This window comes from Bradyrhizobium sp. HKCCYLS20291 (genome assembly GCF_051167715.1).
Lineage (GTDB): Bacteria > Pseudomonadota > Alphaproteobacteria > Rhizobiales > Xanthobacteraceae > Bradyrhizobium.
The window spans coordinates 23,330-41,598 of sequence record NZ_JBNPTO010000019.1 but is presented as its reverse complement, the minus strand read 5'-3'; the positions used below and the strand labels follow the sequence as shown (position 1 = coordinate 41,598).

Here is an 18,269-nt window from a genome sequence, read left to right as displayed (position 1 = left end):
CGCTCAGCGGAACAGGCCGCGGCGGGCGAACAGGGGCGCATCGCTGGTTTCGAACAGCGGCTCGACGCCTTCGTGAAGCTGATCGACATCGCGCACCAGGCGGACGTCGCCCATGATCAGCGGTGCACGCTGATGTGGCGAGCGCGCCGACAATTCGAGGATGCGCGCGCGGCCGCTCGAGGCCAAGCCGCCGGCCCACTCCATGATCAGCGCCATCGGATGCGCTTCGTACACCAGGCGCAGCCGGCCCTCGCGATAGCCCGGGCGTGAATCGGCCGGATACAGGAACACGCCGCCGCGCATCAGGATGCGGTAGGCTTCGGCAACCAGAGACGCGATCCAGCGCATGTTGAAGTCACGGCCGCGCGGTCCCGCGGCGCCGGACAGGCACTCGTCGACATAGTTGCGGACCGTGCCACTCCAGTGCCGGCGGTTCGAGGCGTTGATCGCGAACTCCGGCGTATCCTGCGGGATGCGGATGCTGGACTTCGCGAGGATGAACTCGTGCAGCGTCGGGTGCAGCACGTAGAGATCGACGCGGTGGTCGATCGCCAGCACCAGGCAGGTCTGCGGGCCATAGACGAAGAAACCGGCAGCAAGCTGCGCCGTGCCGGGCTCGAAGAAGCTGGAGAGCACGTCGCGGCCGCGCGGACGGATCGAGAAGATGGTGCCGACGGAGATGTTGTTCTGCAGGTTCGACGAGCCGTCGAGCGGATCGATCGCCACACAAAGTGGGGCAGTCTCATTGACTATTTCCGGGCGATCGCCCTCTTCCGACAGGATGCCGGCGACAGGCGACCGGCGCAGCGCCTCCCGCATCAGATTGTCGGCGACGATGTCCAGCGCCTTCTGGATGTCGCCGTCGGTGTTGACGGTGGCGGCGCCTTCGTCGACCCCGGACAGCGGCGCGATAGCGATCTGCCGCGCGAGCTCGCGCGCCGCCTCGGCGAGGGCCTCGATGACGGCAGCGCAGTCGGCGTCAGCCCCGTGGGACGCCAGATGAGCCTGCAATGTCGGATGATGATCTGCCTGGTCGGTCATCTGGTCGGTCATGGGCCACTCCCTCGCCATCAGCTCCTCTGTCGGGAACTTGATGAAGCCGCACGAATGCGTCGTGCCGCGCCGCTATCAACACTCGATTTGCCCCATTTGGGAAATTTCATTATCTTTGGAATGACCAAAGTTTTCCTTATGCGATCGATATCATCGAGGGTTCCATGAGCAGGCACTTCTCCCGTGATCTCACCATTCGCCAGCTTCGCGCGCTGGTGGCCGTGCAAAACTCGGGATCGGTGACCTCAGCGGCGGGTCGCCTGAACCTCACCCAGCCAGCGGTGACGCTGCAGATTCGCAATCTTCAGGAGCTCGCAGGGCTGCCGCTGATCCAGCGCACCACCGACGGCATGATCCTCACCGAAGCCGGCCGCAGCGTGCTCGCGCTCGCCGAGCGGGTCGAGGCGGCGCTGCTGGATTGCGAGCAGGCGCTCGACATCCTGGCAGGACGAAGCGGCGGCCGGGTCGCGATCGGCGCGGTCAGCACCGCGAAATACTTCGTTCCGTTCGCGATCGCGGAGTTCTCGCGGCGCTTTCCCAAGATCGACGTGACCTTGCGGATCGGCAACCGCGACAGCCTGCGCGAGGCGCTGCGCGGCTATGATCTCGACATCGCCATCATGGGACGGCCGCCGGCCGACATTCCGGTGGACATGCGTCCCTTCGGCAAGCACCCCCACATCATCATCGCGCCGGCCGGCCATCGGCTGGCGCGCCGCAAGCGGCTCGCAGCGGCGGATCTGGCCGGCGAGGTGTTCATCACCCGCGAGCCGGGCTCGGGAACCCGCCTGCTGATGGAGACCTATTTCGACAAGCACGGCCTGCATCCCAAGACCAGCATGGAAATGGACAGCAACGAGACCATCAAGCAGGCCGTGATCGCGGGGCTCGGCATCGCGTTCATCTCGCAGCACACAGTGTCGCACGAGTTGAGCGAGGGACGGCTGGTGATGCTGCGGGTCGCCGGGCTGCCGATCGTCCGGCAATGGCACGCCGTGCGGCGTGCCGACAAGCTGCTGCTGCCGCCGGCGCAGGCCATGCTGGACTTCCTCGGCAAGGAGGGCGCGCGGTTTCTGCCAAAGTAAGCGCTGGTCCCGAAGCCATGACATCGTCGCTTCGGGCATGGCGTCGTCTCACCAGTCGATCTCGAAGCGGCAGGCGGAAGCGCCCACCGCTTCGCAAGCAATTTCGCGCGCCCGGGCGTCGGGATGCACCAGCGTCCTGAACAGCGTCTCGAATGTCGCAGCGTAGAAGTCGCAGCTGGCATGATCGCTGCGATGGCCGCGGCACAGCGGACACTGGCTGATCTCGTAGACGGTCGGCCGGCCCGGGCACGCGGTGAAGATGCCGGTGCCGGCGAAGGTCCACGCATGCGCGGTGATGGCCCGCGACAGTGCCCGGCTTGCAAGCCGCGCCGGCAGCAGCCGCAGCAGGCGCTGGGCGGGCCTGGGAATCCGATTTGCGAGCAGATAGGCGGCGGTCAGTTGCCCTGCTTTGCCGCTCACGGCGCGCGCGGTGTCCTCGTCGAGCAGCGTTCGCAGCGCACCATGCAACCTGATGACCTCGGCCTCATCGACCATCTCGGCCGGCGGAGTGCTGAGATAGTTTTCAAGCCGCGCGGCTGCGAACACGCGGTCCGTTGCATCCTCGCCCAACAGCAGCCGCAAGGCCTCGGCCGTCTGGATGATCGCATTGGGGCCGATACGCCCGGCTGCATGATGAGACGCATCGGCAGCGCGCGGCAGCGACAGGTGCTGGGCGCGCGTGCCGTGCATGTCAATGCACCCTGGTCTCGGCCTCTTCGCTCATCTGCTCAGTGCCGCCGCCGCAGGCCATCGCCTGCGCCTGCTGCGGTCCGGTCAGCTTGCGATTATGGCTGGTCTTCCATTCGATCTTGCCGGGATCGGCGCGCTTGCGCGATGTATCGAAGCCGAAATCGACCTTGCCCTTGGATTGCGGCCCCCAATAATTGACGCGGCCGAGGTCGTAGAACTTGCGCTCGAAGCCGGACTTCAGGAACGCCTTGAGGCAGCCGAGCAGATACCGCCTTCGCTCGCCGGAGCCGGCCCAGGGATAAGAGAACAGAGCCTTGTGCATGTAGAAACGGCGGTAGTTGTTCATGACGCCGTCGAGCAGTTCGCCGCGATCCATCGCGTCCGGCTTCATGATCGGAGTGACGAAATTGTACTTCTCGTAGTCGAAGATCTCGACCTTGTCGCCGAGATCGCGGAACAGGTCGGAGAACGGCCACGGCGTGTACATCGCCCAGTTGGCGAGGTCGGGCTTCCAGTCCCGCGCCATCTGGTAGGTCTCTTCCAAGGTCTCGCGGGTCTCGTTCTCGAGACCGACGATGAACTGCGCCTCGACGACGATGCCGGCGTCGCGGAGCAGCTGGATCGCCTTCTTGTTCTGCGCGACCGTGGTCTCCTTGTTGAAGCGGTCGAGCTTCATCTGCGCGGCGGCTTCCGTGCCCAGCGAGACGTGGATCAGCCCGGCCTTGCGGTACAGCGGCAGCAGCGCCTCGTCGCGCAGGATGTCGGTGACGCGGGTGTTGATGCCCCAGAGGATCTTGAGGTCGCGCCGGATCAGCTCCTCGCAGAACGCCACGAACTTCTTCTTGTTGATGGTCGGCTCCTCGTCGGCGAGAATAAAGAAGCCGACATCGTGTTCGCGCATCAGGGTCTCGATCTCGTCGACCACCTTCTTCGGGTCGCGGATGCGATAGTCGCGCCAGAACTTCCACTGCGAGCAGAAGCTGCAGGTGAAAGGGCAGCCGCGCGCCATGTTGGGAATGGCGACGCGCTTGTTCATCGGGATGTAGATGTATTTGCTCCATTCGAGCACGCTCCAGTCCGGCGTGATCGCATCGAGATTCTTCACCGTCGGCGCCGCCACGGTGGCCACCACCTCCGAGCCGTCGCGATAGGCGATGCCCTTGATGCTGCGGCGGTCCTTCGCCCAGCGACCGTCCTCGCGGGCGCGCATCAGGTCGACGATGATCTCCTCGCCCTCGCCGCGCACGATGGCGTCGATCCACGGCGCTTCGGTCAGCACCTGCTGATACATGAAGGTGGCGTGGATGCCCCCGAGTACGGTCAGCGCATCCGGATGCTCCTCCTTGGCGATCTCCAGCAGCCGCTCGGCCTTGTAGATCGAGGGGGTTATCGCAGTGCAGCCGATGACGTCCGGCTTCTCGCTGCGCAGGATGGCGCGGACCTGATCCTCGGACAGATCGTTGGTCATCGCGTCGATGAAGCGGAGATCGGCGAAGCCGGCCGCCTTCAGCGCGCCGGAGATGTAAGCCGCCCAGGCTGGCGGCCAGTTTCCGGCAATCTCGGCCCCGCCGGAGTGATAATTCGGATGCAGCAATAAGATCCGCACGGCGTCCTCCCCCGATTATCAATTTGTCCAACCATCTTAACGTCAAGTTGGATTGACAAATTGATCTGGCTCAAACGCCGTGCAAATCCTCCTTCGTCAGGCCGCCAGGGCGAGGCCCATCTCGGCCCAGATCTCGGACAAAGCTCCGACCAGATGCTCGATGTCGGCGTCGGAGTGATAGGGCGACGGGGTGATGCGCAGCCGCTCGGTGCCGCGCGGCACCGTCGGATAGTTGATCGGCTGCACGTAGATGCCGTAGCGGTCGAGCAGGATGTCGCTGATCCGCTTGCACAGCACGGCATCGCGCACCATCACCGGCACAATGTGGCTCGGATTGTCGAGATGGCTGACGCCCGCTTCATCGAGCCGGCGGCGCAGCCGCGCGACGCGATCCTGGTGCCGGGCGCGCTCGACATTGCTGGACTTGAGATGGCGGATGCTGGTGAGCGCACCCGCGGCGACGGCCGGCGGCAGCGAGCTGGAGAAGATGAAGCCGGAGGCGAAGCTGCGGACGAAATCGCAGACCGTGTTCGAGGCGGTGATGTAGCCGCCGATGACACCGAATGCCTTGGCCAGCGTGCCCTCGATGACGGTCAGGCGATCGGCGACGCCGTCGCGCTCGGAGATGCCGCCGCCGCGCGGGCCGTACAGGCCAACGGCATGGACCTCGTCGAGATAGGTCATGGCGTTGTACTCGTCGGCAACGTCGCAGATGTCCGACATCGGCGAGATGTCGCCGTCCATCGAATAGACGCTCTCGAACGCGATCAGCTTCGGCACCTTCGGATCGAGGTCAGACAGCTTGTCCCTGAGGTCGGCGACGTCGTTGTGGCGCCAGATCCTTGTCTCGCAGCGGCTGTGGCGGATGCCCTCGATCATCGAGGCGTGGTTGAGCTCGTCGGACAGGATCACGCAGCCGGGCATCCGCGCCGCCAAAGTCGACAGCGAGGTCCAGTTCGAGACGTAGCCGGAGTTGAACAGAAGCGCCGCCTGCTTGCCGTGGAGATCGGCGAGCTCTTCTTCCAGCAGGATGTGATAGTGATTGGTGCCGCTGATGTTGCGGGTGCCGCCGGCGCCGGCGCCGCAGCGGTCGAGCGCCTCGTGCATCGCCTCCAGCACCTTGGGATGCTGGCCCATGCCGAGATAGTCGTTGGAGCACCACACCGCGACGTCACGCTCGCCATGGGGACCGCGATAGGTCGCGATCGGGAAGGCGCCGGCCTTGCGTTCGAGATCGGCGAAGACGCGATAGCGTCCTTCGCGCCTCAGACCGTCGAGCTGGCGGCGGAAATAGTCTTCGTAGTTCATGGTACTCCCCCCTGTGCTGTCGTGTTCGGATCGACCGGTGTCGTGACTGACACCGCGGCCAGTCCGGTGATGGTTTGCGCCTGCGCATCGGCGCGCGCCTGGCGATAGGCCTGGCGGAATTGCTCCTCCAGCCGCTGCCGCGCCAAGGCGGCGGCGTTCTTTTGCGCCGACATGGATGCCTTTGGCGGCGGCGCGGGACGCTCGGCTTCCGGCGTCGGCGGCACCACGGCCAGCGTCGGCCGCGCCAGAGGCACTGCAGGCGCAGGTAGCGGCACCGGGATGGCCGCGACGGTTGCCAGCGCCGGCTCGACCGGCGCGCTCCAGCGCCAGAGATTGATGACCGGCATCGGCAGCGCCATGAAGCCGTGCTCGAGCAGGCCGAGCGCGATCAGCGATGCCAGCAGCGACAGCGCGACGCCGTCGAACGAGGATTTGGCGCCGAGCGCGGCGGCGGCGACCAGCACGGTCGCGGTGGCAGCGGCGGCGATCGAGAATGGGAACAGCAAATTGATCGACTTCTTGGCGAAGTAGCTGCGCATGAAGCGGACCTGCTGCGGCAGCAGCTCGTCGTTCAGGGTGCGTACGCCGAGAAACAGATTGATCTTGGCGCTCTGCCTGAGCACCAGCAGCGCGGCGAAGGTCCACCAGCTCAGGCGGTTGGGCGCACCAGAGGTGACCGCGAAGACGAGTCCCGCGGTCGCGATCAGCGCCAGCTCGTGATAGGCGATCGCCTGCAGCGCGAAGCCGACGCGGGAGGCCGGCGTGCAGTCGCCAGGACACGGCTCGGGCCGCGGCCCGGTGATCCAGCCGGCGAGCAGCGACATCTCCACGGTGCCCCACAGCAGGATCGCGCAGGTGAAGGCGCAATAGGCATTGGCGTCAGCGGCGGCCTGGCTGGATACCGTGACGCCCAACAGGGCCGCGACGAACGCCGCGGCCGTGCCCCATTTGAACGCGGCCGGATAGCGGGCGGCGAGCCCGACCAGCGCCAGCACGGCGCCGGTCGAGAACCACCAGACGAACACGACATAGGGAATGGCAATCGCGGTCGCGCCCATGGCCGGCTCCTTGTCACCAGGCGGGTTGCAGCCTGATCTCCCGTGGCAGCTCGTTGCTCTTGGCCGGCAACATGTAGAGGCGGCCGAACGTCAGCGCCGCCTTGATCGGCAGCAGCGTGCGCTTGATCGCTCCCATCACACCACCCTGCGCCTTGGCCTCGGCAATCGCCTCCGACACCTGGCGCAGCTGGTTCAAGCCGGCCCAGAAGCGCGGATTGTCGATGTCCAGCATCACCGGGAACACCTGACGCGAGATCTCCGAGGTGATCCGGAACACCCGCATGTCGTACTCCTCCACCGGCATGCCGAGCGCTTCATAGAAGGCCGGCCGCATGTGATCGCGCACATGCATGGTGGCGAACACCGCCAGCAGGAAGAACTTGATCCAGAGCTTGTTGAGGCCGCTCAGCAGCTTCGGATCGGCGCGCATCAGGAGCGCGAACGCCTCGCCGTGGCGGAACTCGTCGTTGCACCAGCGCTCGAACCACTTGAAGATCGGGTGGAACTGGCGCTCCGGATGCCGCTCCATCTGCCGATAGATGGTGATGTAGCGGGCATAGCCGATCTTCTCCGACAGATAGGTCGCGTAGAAGATGAACTTCGGCCTGAAGTAGGTGTACTTCTTGGTCTTGGTGAGGAAGCTCAGATCGACGCCGATGCCGTGATCCTTGAGGATCTCGTTGATGAAGCCGGCGTGACGGGCTTCATCGCGGCTCATGAACTGGAACAGCTCGCGGATGTCGGGATTGGTGATCCGCTTCTTGATCTCGGCATAGAGCACGCAGCCAGAGAATTCGGCCGTCAGCGAGGACACCAGGAAGTCCTTGAACTCCGCGCGAAGCGCCTCCGGCAGTTCGTTCAGATCCTTCTCGAATTCCGGCGTGCGCACGAAGTGCTTGCGGTTGTGATCGGCGCGCAGCTCGGCCATGACCGCATCCCATTCGCGGCGCACCAGGTCGACGTTGAGCCGGTCCATCGCCGCGAAATCGGTGGTATAGAACCGCGGCGTGAGGATCGTGTCCTCCAGCGCCATCTTGGTGGAGATATTGCCGGATCCGCCTTCCATTGCGATCATCTGACCCTCCCGTCCGAAAAGCTGACGTCGTACAATTCCGTGAGTTCGAGATAGCCCGCGACATGCATCATCGCGCGCTTCAAGGGACCTGCCCGCACCACGGTCGCAGTGCGGCGCAGATTGAGCTGCTCGCCGAACTTGACCGTGATCGGATCGCCATGAATGACGACCTCGTCGCCCGGTCGAATGTTGACGTCGCGGTCCAGCGTGACATGGGCATGCAGGGTCTCGGAGGTCTGCTCGACCTCGATGCTGCAGCCGATGTCGAAGCGGCGGGGCTCGTTGGCCCATAGTCCTTTCATCGCGTTTCTCCCATCGTCATCAGTTCGGTGAAGCGGCGCTTGTTGTCGGCGCCGAACGGCGCGAGATCGACGCGCCGCCCCGTCGCGGGATCATCCAGGCTCAGACGGCCGTCGGACCAGCGGTTGATGGTGAAGGCCGGCCCCGAGCCGATGGCGTGGCGCTGGCGGTCGAATGCCATGCTGCGCAGGACGGTCCGCAGGAAGCCGTCACTGCCAGCCTCGACGACGCCGACGACCTTGCCGCTGTCCGGCGCCACCACGGAGATGCCGCCATCGGCGCGATCCTCGAACCGCAACGGCACCGATTGCACGGCCGCAACGTGATCGACGCGCACGGTACCGAGTCCGGTCAGGCGACCGACCGCGGCAGCGAGCAGCGCGAAGGCGACCAGTGCGATCGCCGCGCGAAGCGCGCCCTTCGGGATGATGATCTCGGCTTCGACATGACCCTCGGCTTGGCTCATGAAGCCCTCCTCCTCATCACGCCGCGTTGGCGACGGCCCCCGCAGGCGCACCCTGCGGCTGACCATTGGCTGCCGCAAGCGGCTGCGCCGCGACGGCACCGTCGGACGCTGCGACCAGCGCCTTGGCGAGAATCTCGGCCACGTCGCGGGCATTCGGGACACCACGCAACATCGGCTCGACCTCGTTGAGCCGCCACGGACGCGAATGCGGCCACAGCAGCAGATAGGACAGCCGCTGCTCGGCGATGACGCCGAGCGGCAGGTCGCCCGAGCCGTCCGAGAACAGCTTCACGTCCGCCCGGGCAATCTGCTTGAACGGCACGTTCAAGGTCATCGGCAGCACGGCACCGAACTGCAGCAGCACGCGCCTGGAGGTGATGGTGTAGCGCGTGGTGCGGCTATAGAGCACGGCGAGGCCGGTGAGCAGCGCGGTCGCAACCGCCACCGGCATCGCCAGCGACGACGCGGTCGCGAGCGATGCCACGAGCGGCTGATGCGCCAGCCAACCCGACACCACGTGGGCGCCGAACAGCGCTGCGAAATAGGCGAGCACCAGGCGCAGGTGGAACACCCGCAGCAGCAGCGCCTTCACCGTCGGCTGTCCCTGCCAGAGCAGCCGCTCGCCCTCCGGCAGCATCAGCGTATCCATTTCCTTGCGCGTACTCACAGCAGCGGCTCCTGGCGTGCAGCGGTCGCATAGAGATGGCCGCCACCGTAGTAGCCGACGATCTTGTCTTCCTCGAGCTTGGTCACCTGGTCGGGCTTGGCGAGGCCGGGCACGTTGGCGAATTGCGAACCGAGAATGGCATCGACCAGCACCGCCTTGCGCGACTTGTCGACGATCGCCATGGTCATCGGCAACAGCACGTGGCGACCGGCGATGCCTGCGACCTCGACTTCGAGATAGCGGATCAGCATCTCGGCGCGGTCGACCCAGACCTCACGGACCTTGCCGCCGAGCTTGCCGTCGCAGCCGATCACCGGCATGCCGCGCGGATCAGGATCCTCCGCCGCAATGAAGATGCTGCCGTCGACGCGCAGCGGCACGATTGCCGGGATGTTGTCCATCGTCAGCTCCGGCTCGTCCTTGCGCGCGGCGTAGGAGCCCGGGCCGACGCCGTCGAGCATCGGGTTGCCGGTCGGCAGATAGGGCGTGCCCGGCCAGGCATACATCGGCGTCACCGGCGCATCGGCACGGTCGTTGTCCCAATTCGGCAGGGTCGCGGTGCGACCACCATGCATGTGGTAGGTCTTCGGGCTCGGCGGCACCGGGAAGCCCTGACCACTCGAAGCGGTCTGACGGCCGACCCGGCCCTCGAACTGCAGCGGATAGCCTTCGCGCTTGTCCTCGGTGCGCAGATAGAAGATCAGGCCGGCGAAGAAGATCCAGAACCCGTAAAGTACGACCTGCGCGACATCGATGTAGCTCGTGAAAGACGTCATGGCTTCCTCCCCGACTGGGCTATCCTGGAAATTCCGCTATTCCAAAGTGCAGCTGCTGTTGCGGCGCGGCCTGCCGACGCACCAGCGGCCCGATGACCGCGAGAGTGACGAACAGCAGCCCGATCTCGATGTGGTAGACGATGCTGTAGCCGGTCGCGGGACCGGCGAGCGCGACGCCGAGCCGGCCATCGAGCGCGAGCTGCGACATCACATCGCGAATGGCGCCGCCGCCGGCAATCGCAACACCTGCCGCGGTGGCCTGCACCGCGCCCCAGGCGCCGAGCGCAAGCCCGCTCTCGCCGTTCTGCACCAGCGCCATCGCCGCGGTCAGCGTGCCCACCGCGAACAGGCCGCCGCCGAATCCGATCAAGGTGGTGCCGATCCGGAACAACAATGGCGAGGCCAGCGGCGCCGAGAAGATCACGGCTGAGAAGGCGAGCAACCCGACGAGGCCGCCGAGGGCCGCGATGCGATAAGGGTCGGAGCCCTTGCCGAGCCGGCGCGCCGACAGGCCGAAGCCGGCGAGCGTCCCAGCCGCGAACAGCGCGGTCAGCGCGGTGGTCTCGCCGACGGTCAGATGGAGGATCTCTGCGCCGTACGGCTCGAGCAGGATGTCCTGCATCGTGAAGCCGGCGGTGCCCAAGCCAACCGCGACCAGCACGCGCATCGAGCCGCCGGCATCGCGGAACTGCCGCCAGGAATCGCCGAAGCGCGGACGCTCGCGGGCAGCCGATGTGCGCGCGGGATCACGCGCCTCCTGCTTCCACAGCGCGATGACGTTGAGCACCATCTCGGTCACCGCGGCGCCCTGGATGACCTGGATCAGGCGCATCTCGCTGAACTCGGCGAGTAGCCCGCCGAAGGTCAGCGCGCTGGCCATCATGCCGAACATCAGCATGACATAGAGAAAGGCGACGACGCGCGGCCGCGAATGCTCGGGCGCGATGTCGGTCGCGAGCGACAGGCCGGCGGTCTGCGTGGTGTGGAGCCCGGCGCCGACCAGCAGGAAGGCGAGTGCGGCGCCGATACGGCCGGCGATCACCTGTCCCGGCGCGTCGCCCGCGGACAGCAAGAGCAGCGCGAACGGCATGATGGCGAGGCCGCCGAACTGCAGCAGTGTCCCCATCCAGATATAGGGCACACGACGCCAGCCGAGCACCGAGCGGTGATGGTCGGACTTGAAGCCGATCAGCACGCGCAGCGGCGCGAACACCAGCGGCAGCGCCACCATGGTGGCGACCAGCCAGGACGGCACGCCGAGCTCGACGATCATGACGCGATTGAGCGTGCCGTTGAGCAGCACCACCGAAATGCCGATCGAGACCTGGAACAGCGACAGCCGCATCAGGCGCGACAGCGGCAGTTCGGTCGAGGCGGCGTCCGCAAACGGCAGATAGCGCGACGACAGCCGCATCCACGCTTGCATGACCGATGGTACGCGCACGCTCATGACGGGCGGAGCTCCAGCGCCTGCGAGATATAGAAGCCGTTGGCGATGCGGCTGTTACGGGCGCAGCGCCAGTCGGCGAGATCGTGGTTGTCGGCGATGAGCCGGTACAGCTTCTGTTCGGCGACCGGCTCGATCGACGGCGCGCGATTGCCGCGCGGGAACACGCCGCCGACCGCATGCATCACCGCCAGCAGCGGCGTGCGCGGCGCGTAGGTCATCAGGATCGCATCGGACGTGCGGCCCGCGAGACCGGCGACGATGCGCACGGCATCCTCGGCCCGGTAGTGGATGAACGAGTCCATCGCCACGACGAAGTTGAAGCCGCCATGCTTGGGATCGAGCATGTCGCCGGCGACGAAGTGGATCGCCTTGCGGCTGATGTCGTCGGGCAGCCGCTTCTGCGCGATCTCGATCAGCGTCGGCGATATGTCGACGGCGACGACGTCGGCGCCGCGACGGGCCGCCTCGATCGAGAAGCTGCCGGTGCCGCAGCCGGCATCGAGGATGCGCGCGCCGCGCAGATCGAGCGGCAGCCAGGACAGCAGCGTCCGCCGCATCTCGTCGCGGCCGGCACGCACGGTGGCGCGGATACGGCTGACCGGTGCATCCGAGGTCAGCCGCGTCCAGGCGGCGACCGCGGTGCGGTCGAAGTAGGTCTCCACTTCATTGCGGCGGGCGAGATATTGCGCGGTCGTCATTGCCAGCCTCACTCAGTCGAAGCCCAGGAGATCGAAGATGTCGCGGTCCTTGAGCGGCAAGGCCTGGATCGGCTCGACGCCGGCAAGCAGCGACGCCGCGAGCCGCAGATATTCGTTCTGGGCGCGCTCGACGTCCGGCGACGGCTCCATCTCGAACAGCGTGCACTTCTTCAGCCGGCTCTTGCGGATGACGTCGAGATCCGGGAAGTGCGCCAGCGTCTTCATGCCGATGCGCTCGTTGAACTTGTCGATCTGGTCGGTCGCGGCACTGCGATTGGCGATCACGCCGCCAAGCCGTACCGGATAGTTGCGCGACTTGGCCTGGATCGCCGCGACGATGCGGTTCATGGCGAAGATCGAGTCGAAATCGTTGGCGGCGACGATCAGCGCGCGGTCTGCATGCTGCAGCGGAGACGCGAAGCCGCCGCAGACGACGTCGCCGAGCACGTCGAAGATCACCACGTCGGTGTCTTCCAGCAGATGATGCTCCTTGAGCAGCTTCACGGTCTGGCCGACGACATAGCCGCCGCAGCCGGTGCCGGCCGGCGGCCCGCCCGCCTCGACACACATCACGCCGTTGTAGCCCTGATAGACGAAGTCATCGGGACGCAGTTCCTCGGAGTGGAAGTTGACCTGCTCGAGGATGTCGATGACCGTCGGAACCAGACGCTTGGTGAGCGTGAAGGTCGAGTCGTGCTTCGGATCGCAGCCGATCTGCAGCACGCGCTTGCCGAGCTTGGACAGCGCCACCGAGAGGTTCGACGACGTCGTGCTCTTGCCGATGCCGCCCTTGCCATAAACAGAAAACACTTTCGCGGTGCCGATGACCACGTTCGGGTCGAGCTGCACCTGGACACTACCGGCCCCGTCGGGGCGGCGCGGCGCTGTCGTCAGCGGAGGTCTCAAGGTGACGTTCATGCGGCAACTCCTACGCCTTCGAGGCGATCTTCGAGCTCTTCCCCGGCCTTGCGCAGCACGTCGAGCATCTCGGGGTCCGGGGTCCAGTAATTGCGCTCATGCGCCTCGATCAGACGGTTGGCGATCTTCGCGGACGCCGCCGGATTGAGCGAGGCAAGACGCTCGCGCATCGCGGGGTCGAGCACGAAGGTCGTTGTGATCTGCTGATAGACCCAGGGCGCGACCTGGCCCGTGGTGGCCGACCAGCCGACCGTGTTGGTCACGTGCGACTCGATCTGGCGCACGCCCTCATAGCCGTGGGCGAGCAGCGCCTCGTACCATTTCGGATTGAGCGTTCGGGTGCGGGTCTCCAGCGCGACCTGCTCCGACAGCGTGCGCACGGTGCCCTCGCCGCGGGTCTGGTCGCCGATATAGACTGGCGCCGCCTCGCCCTTGGCGCGCTTCACCGCACGGCTGATGCCGCCGAGCGTATCGAAATAATGATCGATCGTGGTGACCCCGAGCTCGACCGAGTCGACGTTCTGATAGGCGGCATCGACGCCGGCCAGGACATGACCGAGCAGCGCATCACGCCGCACGGGGCGGCCATCAGTACCGTACGCAAAGCCCTTGCGCCGCGTATAGACGTCGGCGAGTTCGTCTTCGTCGGTCCAGGCGCCGCAATCGATCAGATGGTTGACGTTGGCGCCATAGGCGCCCTCCGCATTGCCGAACACGCGCAGCGCCGCATCCTTGATCTCGCCGCCATGCGCAGCCTGGAAGGCGAGCGCATGCTTGCGCACGTAGTTGAACTCGGCCGCTTCATCCGCCGACGCAGCAAGCAGCGCGGCCTCCGCGAGCAGCTTCGTCTGCAACGGCATCAAATCGCGGAAGATGCCGGACAGCGTGATGACGACGTCGATGCGCGGACGTCCCAGACGCTCCAGCGGGATCAGCTTGGCGCCGCAGAGGCGGCCGTAGCTGTCGTGGCGCGGCTCGGCGCCCATCAGCCACAGCGCCTGCGCAATCGGCCCGCCCTCGGTCTTGAGATTGTCGGTGCCCCACAGCACCAGCGCGATCGTCTCCGGCAGCTTGTGGCCTTCGCCGGAATGGCGGGCCAGCAGCCGCCCGACCTGGCGCTCGGCGTCCTTCAGCGCGAAGGCGCTGGGAATGCGGAACGGATCGAAGCCGTGCAGGTTGCGTCCGGTCGGCAGCACATCGGTGTTGCGCAGCAGGTCGCCACCGGGCACCGGACGGATGTAGCCGCCGTCGAGCGCATGCAGGATCGCGGGCGTCTCGCTGTCGGTCGCGAGCAGCCTGTCGAGCTCGACGCGCTTGGCGGCGTCGGTGATGCCGGCCAGATCGAGCAGTTCGGCGCGCTGCTCCTTCGGCGGCGGCGAGCCGACGACGTGCAGGCCGTGCGGGATCAGCGAATATTCCAGTTCCAGCACGCTCGCCGACAGCGCCCCAATGCGCGCGTCGCGCTCGTCGTCCCACGCCGGCTCGGCCACCGCGAGATCGACCGCAGCAGCCTGGGCCTGGATCAGCGCGGCGCTGTCGGCCCTCACCTGCTCGGTCGCCTCCGGCGACAGGTTGCGCCACGCATCGAGCGAGGACTTCAGGTCGGCGAGGCCCTTGTAAAGCCCGGCGCTGGTGATCGAGGGCGTGAGATAGCTGATCAAGGTGGCGCCGCCGCGGCGCTTGGCGAGCGCGCCTTCGGACGGATTGTTCGATGCGTAAATGTAGAAGTTCGGCAGATCGCCGATCAGCCGCTCCGGCCAGCATTCGGCCGAAAGTCCCGCCTGCTTGCCCGGCATGAATTCGAGCGCACCATGGGTGCCGAAATGCAGCACGGCGTTGGCGCGGTAATCCTCGCGCAACCAGCGATAGAACGCGGCAAAGGCATGCGTCGGGGCGAAGCTGTGCTCGAACAGCAGCCGCATCGGATCGCCCTCGTAGCCGAAGGCGGGCTGCAGGCCGACGAACAGATTGCCGAACTGCTCGCCGAGCACCAGCAGGCTGCCGCCGTCGGTCTGGTGACGGCCGGGCGCCGGGCCCCATTGCTTCTCGATCTCGGCGAGATGGCGCTCGCGGCGGACATGCTGATCGACCGGAATGCGCGCGGCAACGTTCGCGACCGTGCCGAAGCGCTCGGCATTGCCCTTCAGCACGCGCGCGCGGAGTTCGTCCACGGTTGCCGGGACGTCGATCGTGTAGCCCGCGGCACGCAACGAGGTCATCACATTGTGCAGCGACTCGAACACCGAGAGGTAGGCCGCGGTGCCGGCGCTGCCGCCGTTGGGCGGGAAGTTGAACAGCACGGCCGCGATCTTGCGTTCCGCCCGCGCCGAGCGGCGCAGCTCGACCAGCCTGGCGACGCGCGCGGCGAGCTGCGCAGCGCGCTCGGGCAGCGCGGCCATGTCGCGGCCGGCATCGGCCATCGCCGAGCGGCCGCCGAACACCGTCGGACCGACCGCACCGTCGAGCTCGGGGATCGCGACCATCATCGTGGCTTCGACCGGCGTCAGGCCGCGGGCATCCTCGTGCCATTGCTCGACGGTCTGGAACTCCAGCGGATGCGCCGCGATCAAGGGCACGTCGAGCCCGGCCATGACCTGCTCGGCCGCACGCGCATCGTTGTAGGCGGGCCCACCGACCAGCGAGAAGCCAGTGAGCGAGAGCACGGCATCGACGGTGGCGACGCCGTCCTTCTGGAAGTAGCGTTCGATCGCCGGACGCGAGTCGAGGCCACAGGCGAACACCGGAACGACCGCAAGCCCGCGCGCCTCCAGAGCGGAGATCACGCCGTCGTAATGCGCGGTGTTGGCGGCGAGCAGATAGGACCGCATCAGGATGACGCCGACGCGACCGACCGGCTTCGGCGGCAGCGGCACCTGATCGGCACGCTCCACGATCCGCTGCGGCAGCCGCGGATGATAGAGGCCGACGTCCGGATAGGTCACCGGCTCGGCGGCACTGAGCTTGCCACGCAGCGAGGCGCGCGGGCCGTCGGCGTAGCGGCCGACCAGGAAGCGCACCATGTTCGCAAAGTTCTGCTCGGAGCCGGCGAGCCAGTATTGCAGCGTCAGGAAGTAGGCGCGCAGGTCCTGCGCGGTGCCGGGGATGTAGCGCAACAGGCGCGGCATCCGCTGCAGCATCTTCATCTGGCCCTGGCCGCTGGAATTTCCGGAGCGATTGCTGCCGCGCAGCCGCTTCAACAGGCCGAGCACGCCGGTCGCCGAGCCCGACATCGTCAGCTTGCCGAGCCGGGTCAGCCGCACCACTTCGCCGGCCGACAGGCAGCCGATCATGGCGTCGCACTGATCACGGCGGGCCTGCAACGCCGGCAGCACCGGCTGGATGTGGTCCTCCATGAACAGCATGGTGGCGACGACGATGTCACCGGTCGCGATGTCGGCGAGGCAATGCTCAAGCGCGTTCGGATTGCAGCACCACTCGTCGGCGGCGTGCACCTTCAGATCGAGGCCGGGCAGCTCGGCCTGCAGGGTCGCACGCGCGCGCACGGCAGCCGAGGCGAGATGGCTGTCCATCGTCACGATCACCACCCGGATGGGTGTGACGTCAGCGACCGAAATGCGCTTTGGCATCGTACAGGGTCTCGAGCGTGATCAGGTTGACGTTGCGCTCGCGCGCGTAGCGTTCGGTGTTGCGGCGCGCCTTGCCGCGCACGAAGAACGGAATCTTGGTCAGCTCGCGCTCGGCGTCGGACGCCCAGGCGAGCTCGTTGGTGGTGACGGTTTCGACGACGCGCAGCTGCGGCTGCTGCGGCGGCGCCGCCGGCGCGGCACCGAGATGCGACGGCGCGTGATCGGCGAACTCGTGATCCTCGCGGAACATGCCGAGCAGATGCTCTTCCAGGCCCATCATCAGCGGATGCACCCAGGTGTCGAACAGCACGTTGGCACCTTCGAATCCCATCTGCGGCGAGTAGCGTGCCGGAAAATCCTGCACATGGGTCGGCGACGAGATCACTGCGCAGGGAATGCCGAGGCGCTTGGCGATGTGGCGCTCCATCTGCGTGCCGAGCACGAGCTCGGGGCGCAGCTCGCTGACGCGGGCTTCGACCTCAAGGTAATCGTCCGTGATCAGCGGCTCGACACCGTAGAGAGCCGCGGCCTCGCGGATCTCGCGGGCGAATTCGCGGGCATAGGTGCCGAGGCCGACGACCTCGAAGCCGAGCTCCTGCGTGGCGACACGCGCCGCGGCCACCGCATGGGTGGCATCGCCGAAGATGAAGACGCGCTTGCCGGTGAGATAGGTCGAGTCGACCGAGCGCGAGTACCACGGCAGGCGGCTCTCGGTCCGGGCCAGCACCGGCGCCGCATCGACGCCGGCAAGAGCGGCGACTTCGGCGATGAAATCGCGCGTGGCGCCGACACCGATCGGGATCGTGCGCGTGTAGGGCTGGCCGAACTGGCGGTTCAGCCATTGCGCGGCCGTGAGCGCGATCTCCGGATAGAGCACGATGTTGAAATCGGCGTGTGGCAGGCGGGCGAGATCGGCCGGCGTCGCGTTCCACGGCGCGACAACATTGATCTCGATGCCGAGCTCCACAACCTGCCTGGTCACTTCCGCGAGGTCGTCGCGGTGACGGAAGCCGAGAGCCGTCGGACCAAGCAGGTTGCAGACTGGACGAGCGCCCGCCTCCCGTTCACGGCGGGGGGAGCCATCAGCGGAAGACGCAGCCAACGCCCGTACAATCCGGTAGAATGTTTCCGAGGCGCCCCAATTCTCCTTGCGCTGATAGGCCGGCAGCTCCAGCGGGATCACCGGAATCGGAAGCTTCAACGCCTGCGCCAGCCCGCCGGGGTCGTCCTGGATCAGCTCGGCGGTGCAGGACGCGCCGACCAGCATCGCCTGCGGCTGGAAGCGCTCATAGGCTGACCGCGCCGCGCTCTGCAACAGATCGGCGGTGTCGCCGCCGAGATCGCGCGCCTGGAAGGTGGTGTAGGTGACCGGCGGCCTTCGATCGCGGCGCTCGATCATCGTGAAAAGCAGATCAGCGTAGGTGTCGCCCTGCGGCGCGTGCAGCACATAGTGCACGTCGCGCATCGCGGTGGCGATGCGCATCGCTCCGATGTGCGGCGGTCCCTCATATGTCCAGACCGACAGCTGCATC

Annotated in this window: 16 protein-coding genes; 1 reads left to right on the top strand and 15 read right to left on the bottom strand. The window is 66.6% G+C overall.

The window, feature by feature from the left end; translation table 11 throughout:
* Window positions 1-3: 3 nt before the first annotated feature.
* Entirely contained in the window at window positions 4-1,071 is a 1,068-nt protein-coding gene (locus ACQR07_RS30775; protein WP_434905824.1) for a class 1 fructose-bisphosphatase, read from the bottom strand.
* Between the two features lie 146 nt (window positions 1,072-1,217).
* Here ACQR07_RS30775 and ACQR07_RS30770 point away from each other — a divergent pair, with 146 nt between their 5' ends.
* Complete coding sequence (locus tag ACQR07_RS30770; protein ID WP_434905823.1) at window positions 1,218-2,138, top strand: LysR family transcriptional regulator; 921 nt, start codon at window positions 1,218-1,220, stop codon at window positions 2,136-2,138.
* Between the two features lie 48 nt (window positions 2,139-2,186).
* Here the strand turns inward: ACQR07_RS30770 and bchJ are convergent, their stop codons facing one another.
* From bchJ to bchB, 14 genes are all read right to left on the bottom strand, one after another.
* Window positions 2,187-2,828, bottom strand: coding sequence for a bacteriochlorophyll 4-vinyl reductase (gene bchJ, locus ACQR07_RS30765; protein ID WP_434905822.1), 642 nt, complete (start codon window positions 2,826-2,828; stop codon window positions 2,187-2,189).
* Between the two features lies 1 nt (window position 2,829).
* Window positions 2,830-4,434, bottom strand: coding sequence for a magnesium-protoporphyrin IX monomethyl ester anaerobic oxidative cyclase (gene bchE, locus ACQR07_RS30760; RefSeq protein ID WP_434905821.1), 1,605 nt, complete (start codon window positions 4,432-4,434; stop codon window positions 2,830-2,832).
* Window positions 4,435-4,530: 96 nt separating this feature from the next.
* Window positions 4,531-5,742 (bottom strand): 5-aminolevulinate synthase, encoded by a 1,212-nt coding sequence (hemA, locus tag ACQR07_RS30755; protein ID WP_434905820.1) that lies wholly within the window; start codon window positions 5,740-5,742, stop codon window positions 4,531-4,533.
* Window positions 5,739-6,800: a putative photosynthetic complex assembly protein PuhE gene (gene puhE, locus ACQR07_RS30750; RefSeq protein ID WP_434905819.1), complete on the bottom strand. Its 1,062-nt coding sequence runs from the start codon at window positions 6,798-6,800 to the stop codon at window positions 5,739-5,741. Before puhE ends, hemA begins: the two co-directional genes overlap by 4 nt.
* 13 nt (window positions 6,801-6,813) lie before the next feature.
* Window positions 6,814-7,875 (bottom strand): magnesium-protoporphyrin IX monomethyl ester (oxidative) cyclase, encoded by a 1,062-nt coding sequence (gene acsF / locus ACQR07_RS30745; RefSeq protein WP_434905818.1) that lies wholly within the window; start codon window positions 7,873-7,875, stop codon window positions 6,814-6,816.
* Window positions 7,872-8,177, bottom strand: a complete 306-nt coding sequence (locus ACQR07_RS30740; RefSeq protein ID WP_434867615.1) for a hypothetical protein — start codon at window positions 8,175-8,177, stop codon at window positions 7,872-7,874. Before ACQR07_RS30740 ends, acsF begins: the two co-directional genes overlap by 4 nt.
* Window positions 8,174-8,641 carry a photosynthetic complex assembly protein PuhC gene (puhC, locus tag ACQR07_RS30735; RefSeq protein WP_434905817.1) on the bottom strand — a complete coding sequence of 156 codons (468 nt, stop codon included), beginning with the start codon at window positions 8,639-8,641 and terminating at the stop codon, window positions 8,174-8,176. The genes ACQR07_RS30740 and puhC overlap by 4 nt, the downstream gene beginning before the upstream one ends.
* A 16-nt stretch (window positions 8,642-8,657) precedes the next feature.
* Window positions 8,658-9,278 carry a photosynthetic complex putative assembly protein PuhB gene (gene puhB / locus ACQR07_RS30730; protein ID WP_434905876.1) on the bottom strand — a complete coding sequence of 207 codons (621 nt, stop codon included), beginning with the start codon at window positions 9,276-9,278 and terminating at the stop codon, window positions 8,658-8,660.
* 26 nt (window positions 9,279-9,304) lie between these two features.
* Entirely contained in the window at window positions 9,305-10,084 is a 780-nt protein-coding gene (puhA, locus tag ACQR07_RS30725; RefSeq protein ID WP_434905816.1) for a photosynthetic reaction center subunit H, read from the bottom strand.
* Window positions 10,085-10,103: 19 nt separating this feature from the next.
* The gene (locus ACQR07_RS30720; RefSeq protein WP_434905815.1) at window positions 10,104-11,534 is read right to left on the bottom strand and encodes a BCD family MFS transporter; all 1,431 of its coding nucleotides are present in this window, start codon (window positions 11,532-11,534) and stop codon (window positions 10,104-10,106) included.
* On the bottom strand, window positions 11,531-12,232 hold the full coding sequence (gene bchM, locus ACQR07_RS30715; RefSeq protein ID WP_434905814.1) for a magnesium protoporphyrin IX methyltransferase: 702 nt from the start codon (window positions 12,230-12,232) through the stop codon (window positions 11,531-11,533). Before bchM ends, ACQR07_RS30720 begins: the two co-directional genes overlap by 4 nt.
* A 12-nt stretch (window positions 12,233-12,244) precedes the next feature.
* Window positions 12,245-13,150, bottom strand: coding sequence for a ferredoxin:protochlorophyllide reductase (ATP-dependent) iron-sulfur ATP-binding protein (bchL, locus tag ACQR07_RS30710; protein WP_434867620.1), 906 nt, complete (start codon window positions 13,148-13,150; stop codon window positions 12,245-12,247).
* A complete protein-coding gene (locus ACQR07_RS30705; RefSeq protein ID WP_434905813.1) occupies window positions 13,147-16,737 on the bottom strand; it encodes a magnesium chelatase subunit H in 3,591 nt (1,196 codons plus the stop codon). The genes bchL and ACQR07_RS30705 overlap by 4 nt, the downstream gene beginning before the upstream one ends.
* Window positions 16,712-18,268 (bottom strand): ferredoxin:protochlorophyllide reductase (ATP-dependent) subunit B, encoded by a 1,557-nt coding sequence (bchB, locus tag ACQR07_RS30700; protein WP_434905812.1) that lies wholly within the window; start codon window positions 18,266-18,268, stop codon window positions 16,712-16,714. Before bchB ends, ACQR07_RS30705 begins: the two co-directional genes overlap by 26 nt.
* Window position 18,269: the final 1 nt, after the last annotated feature.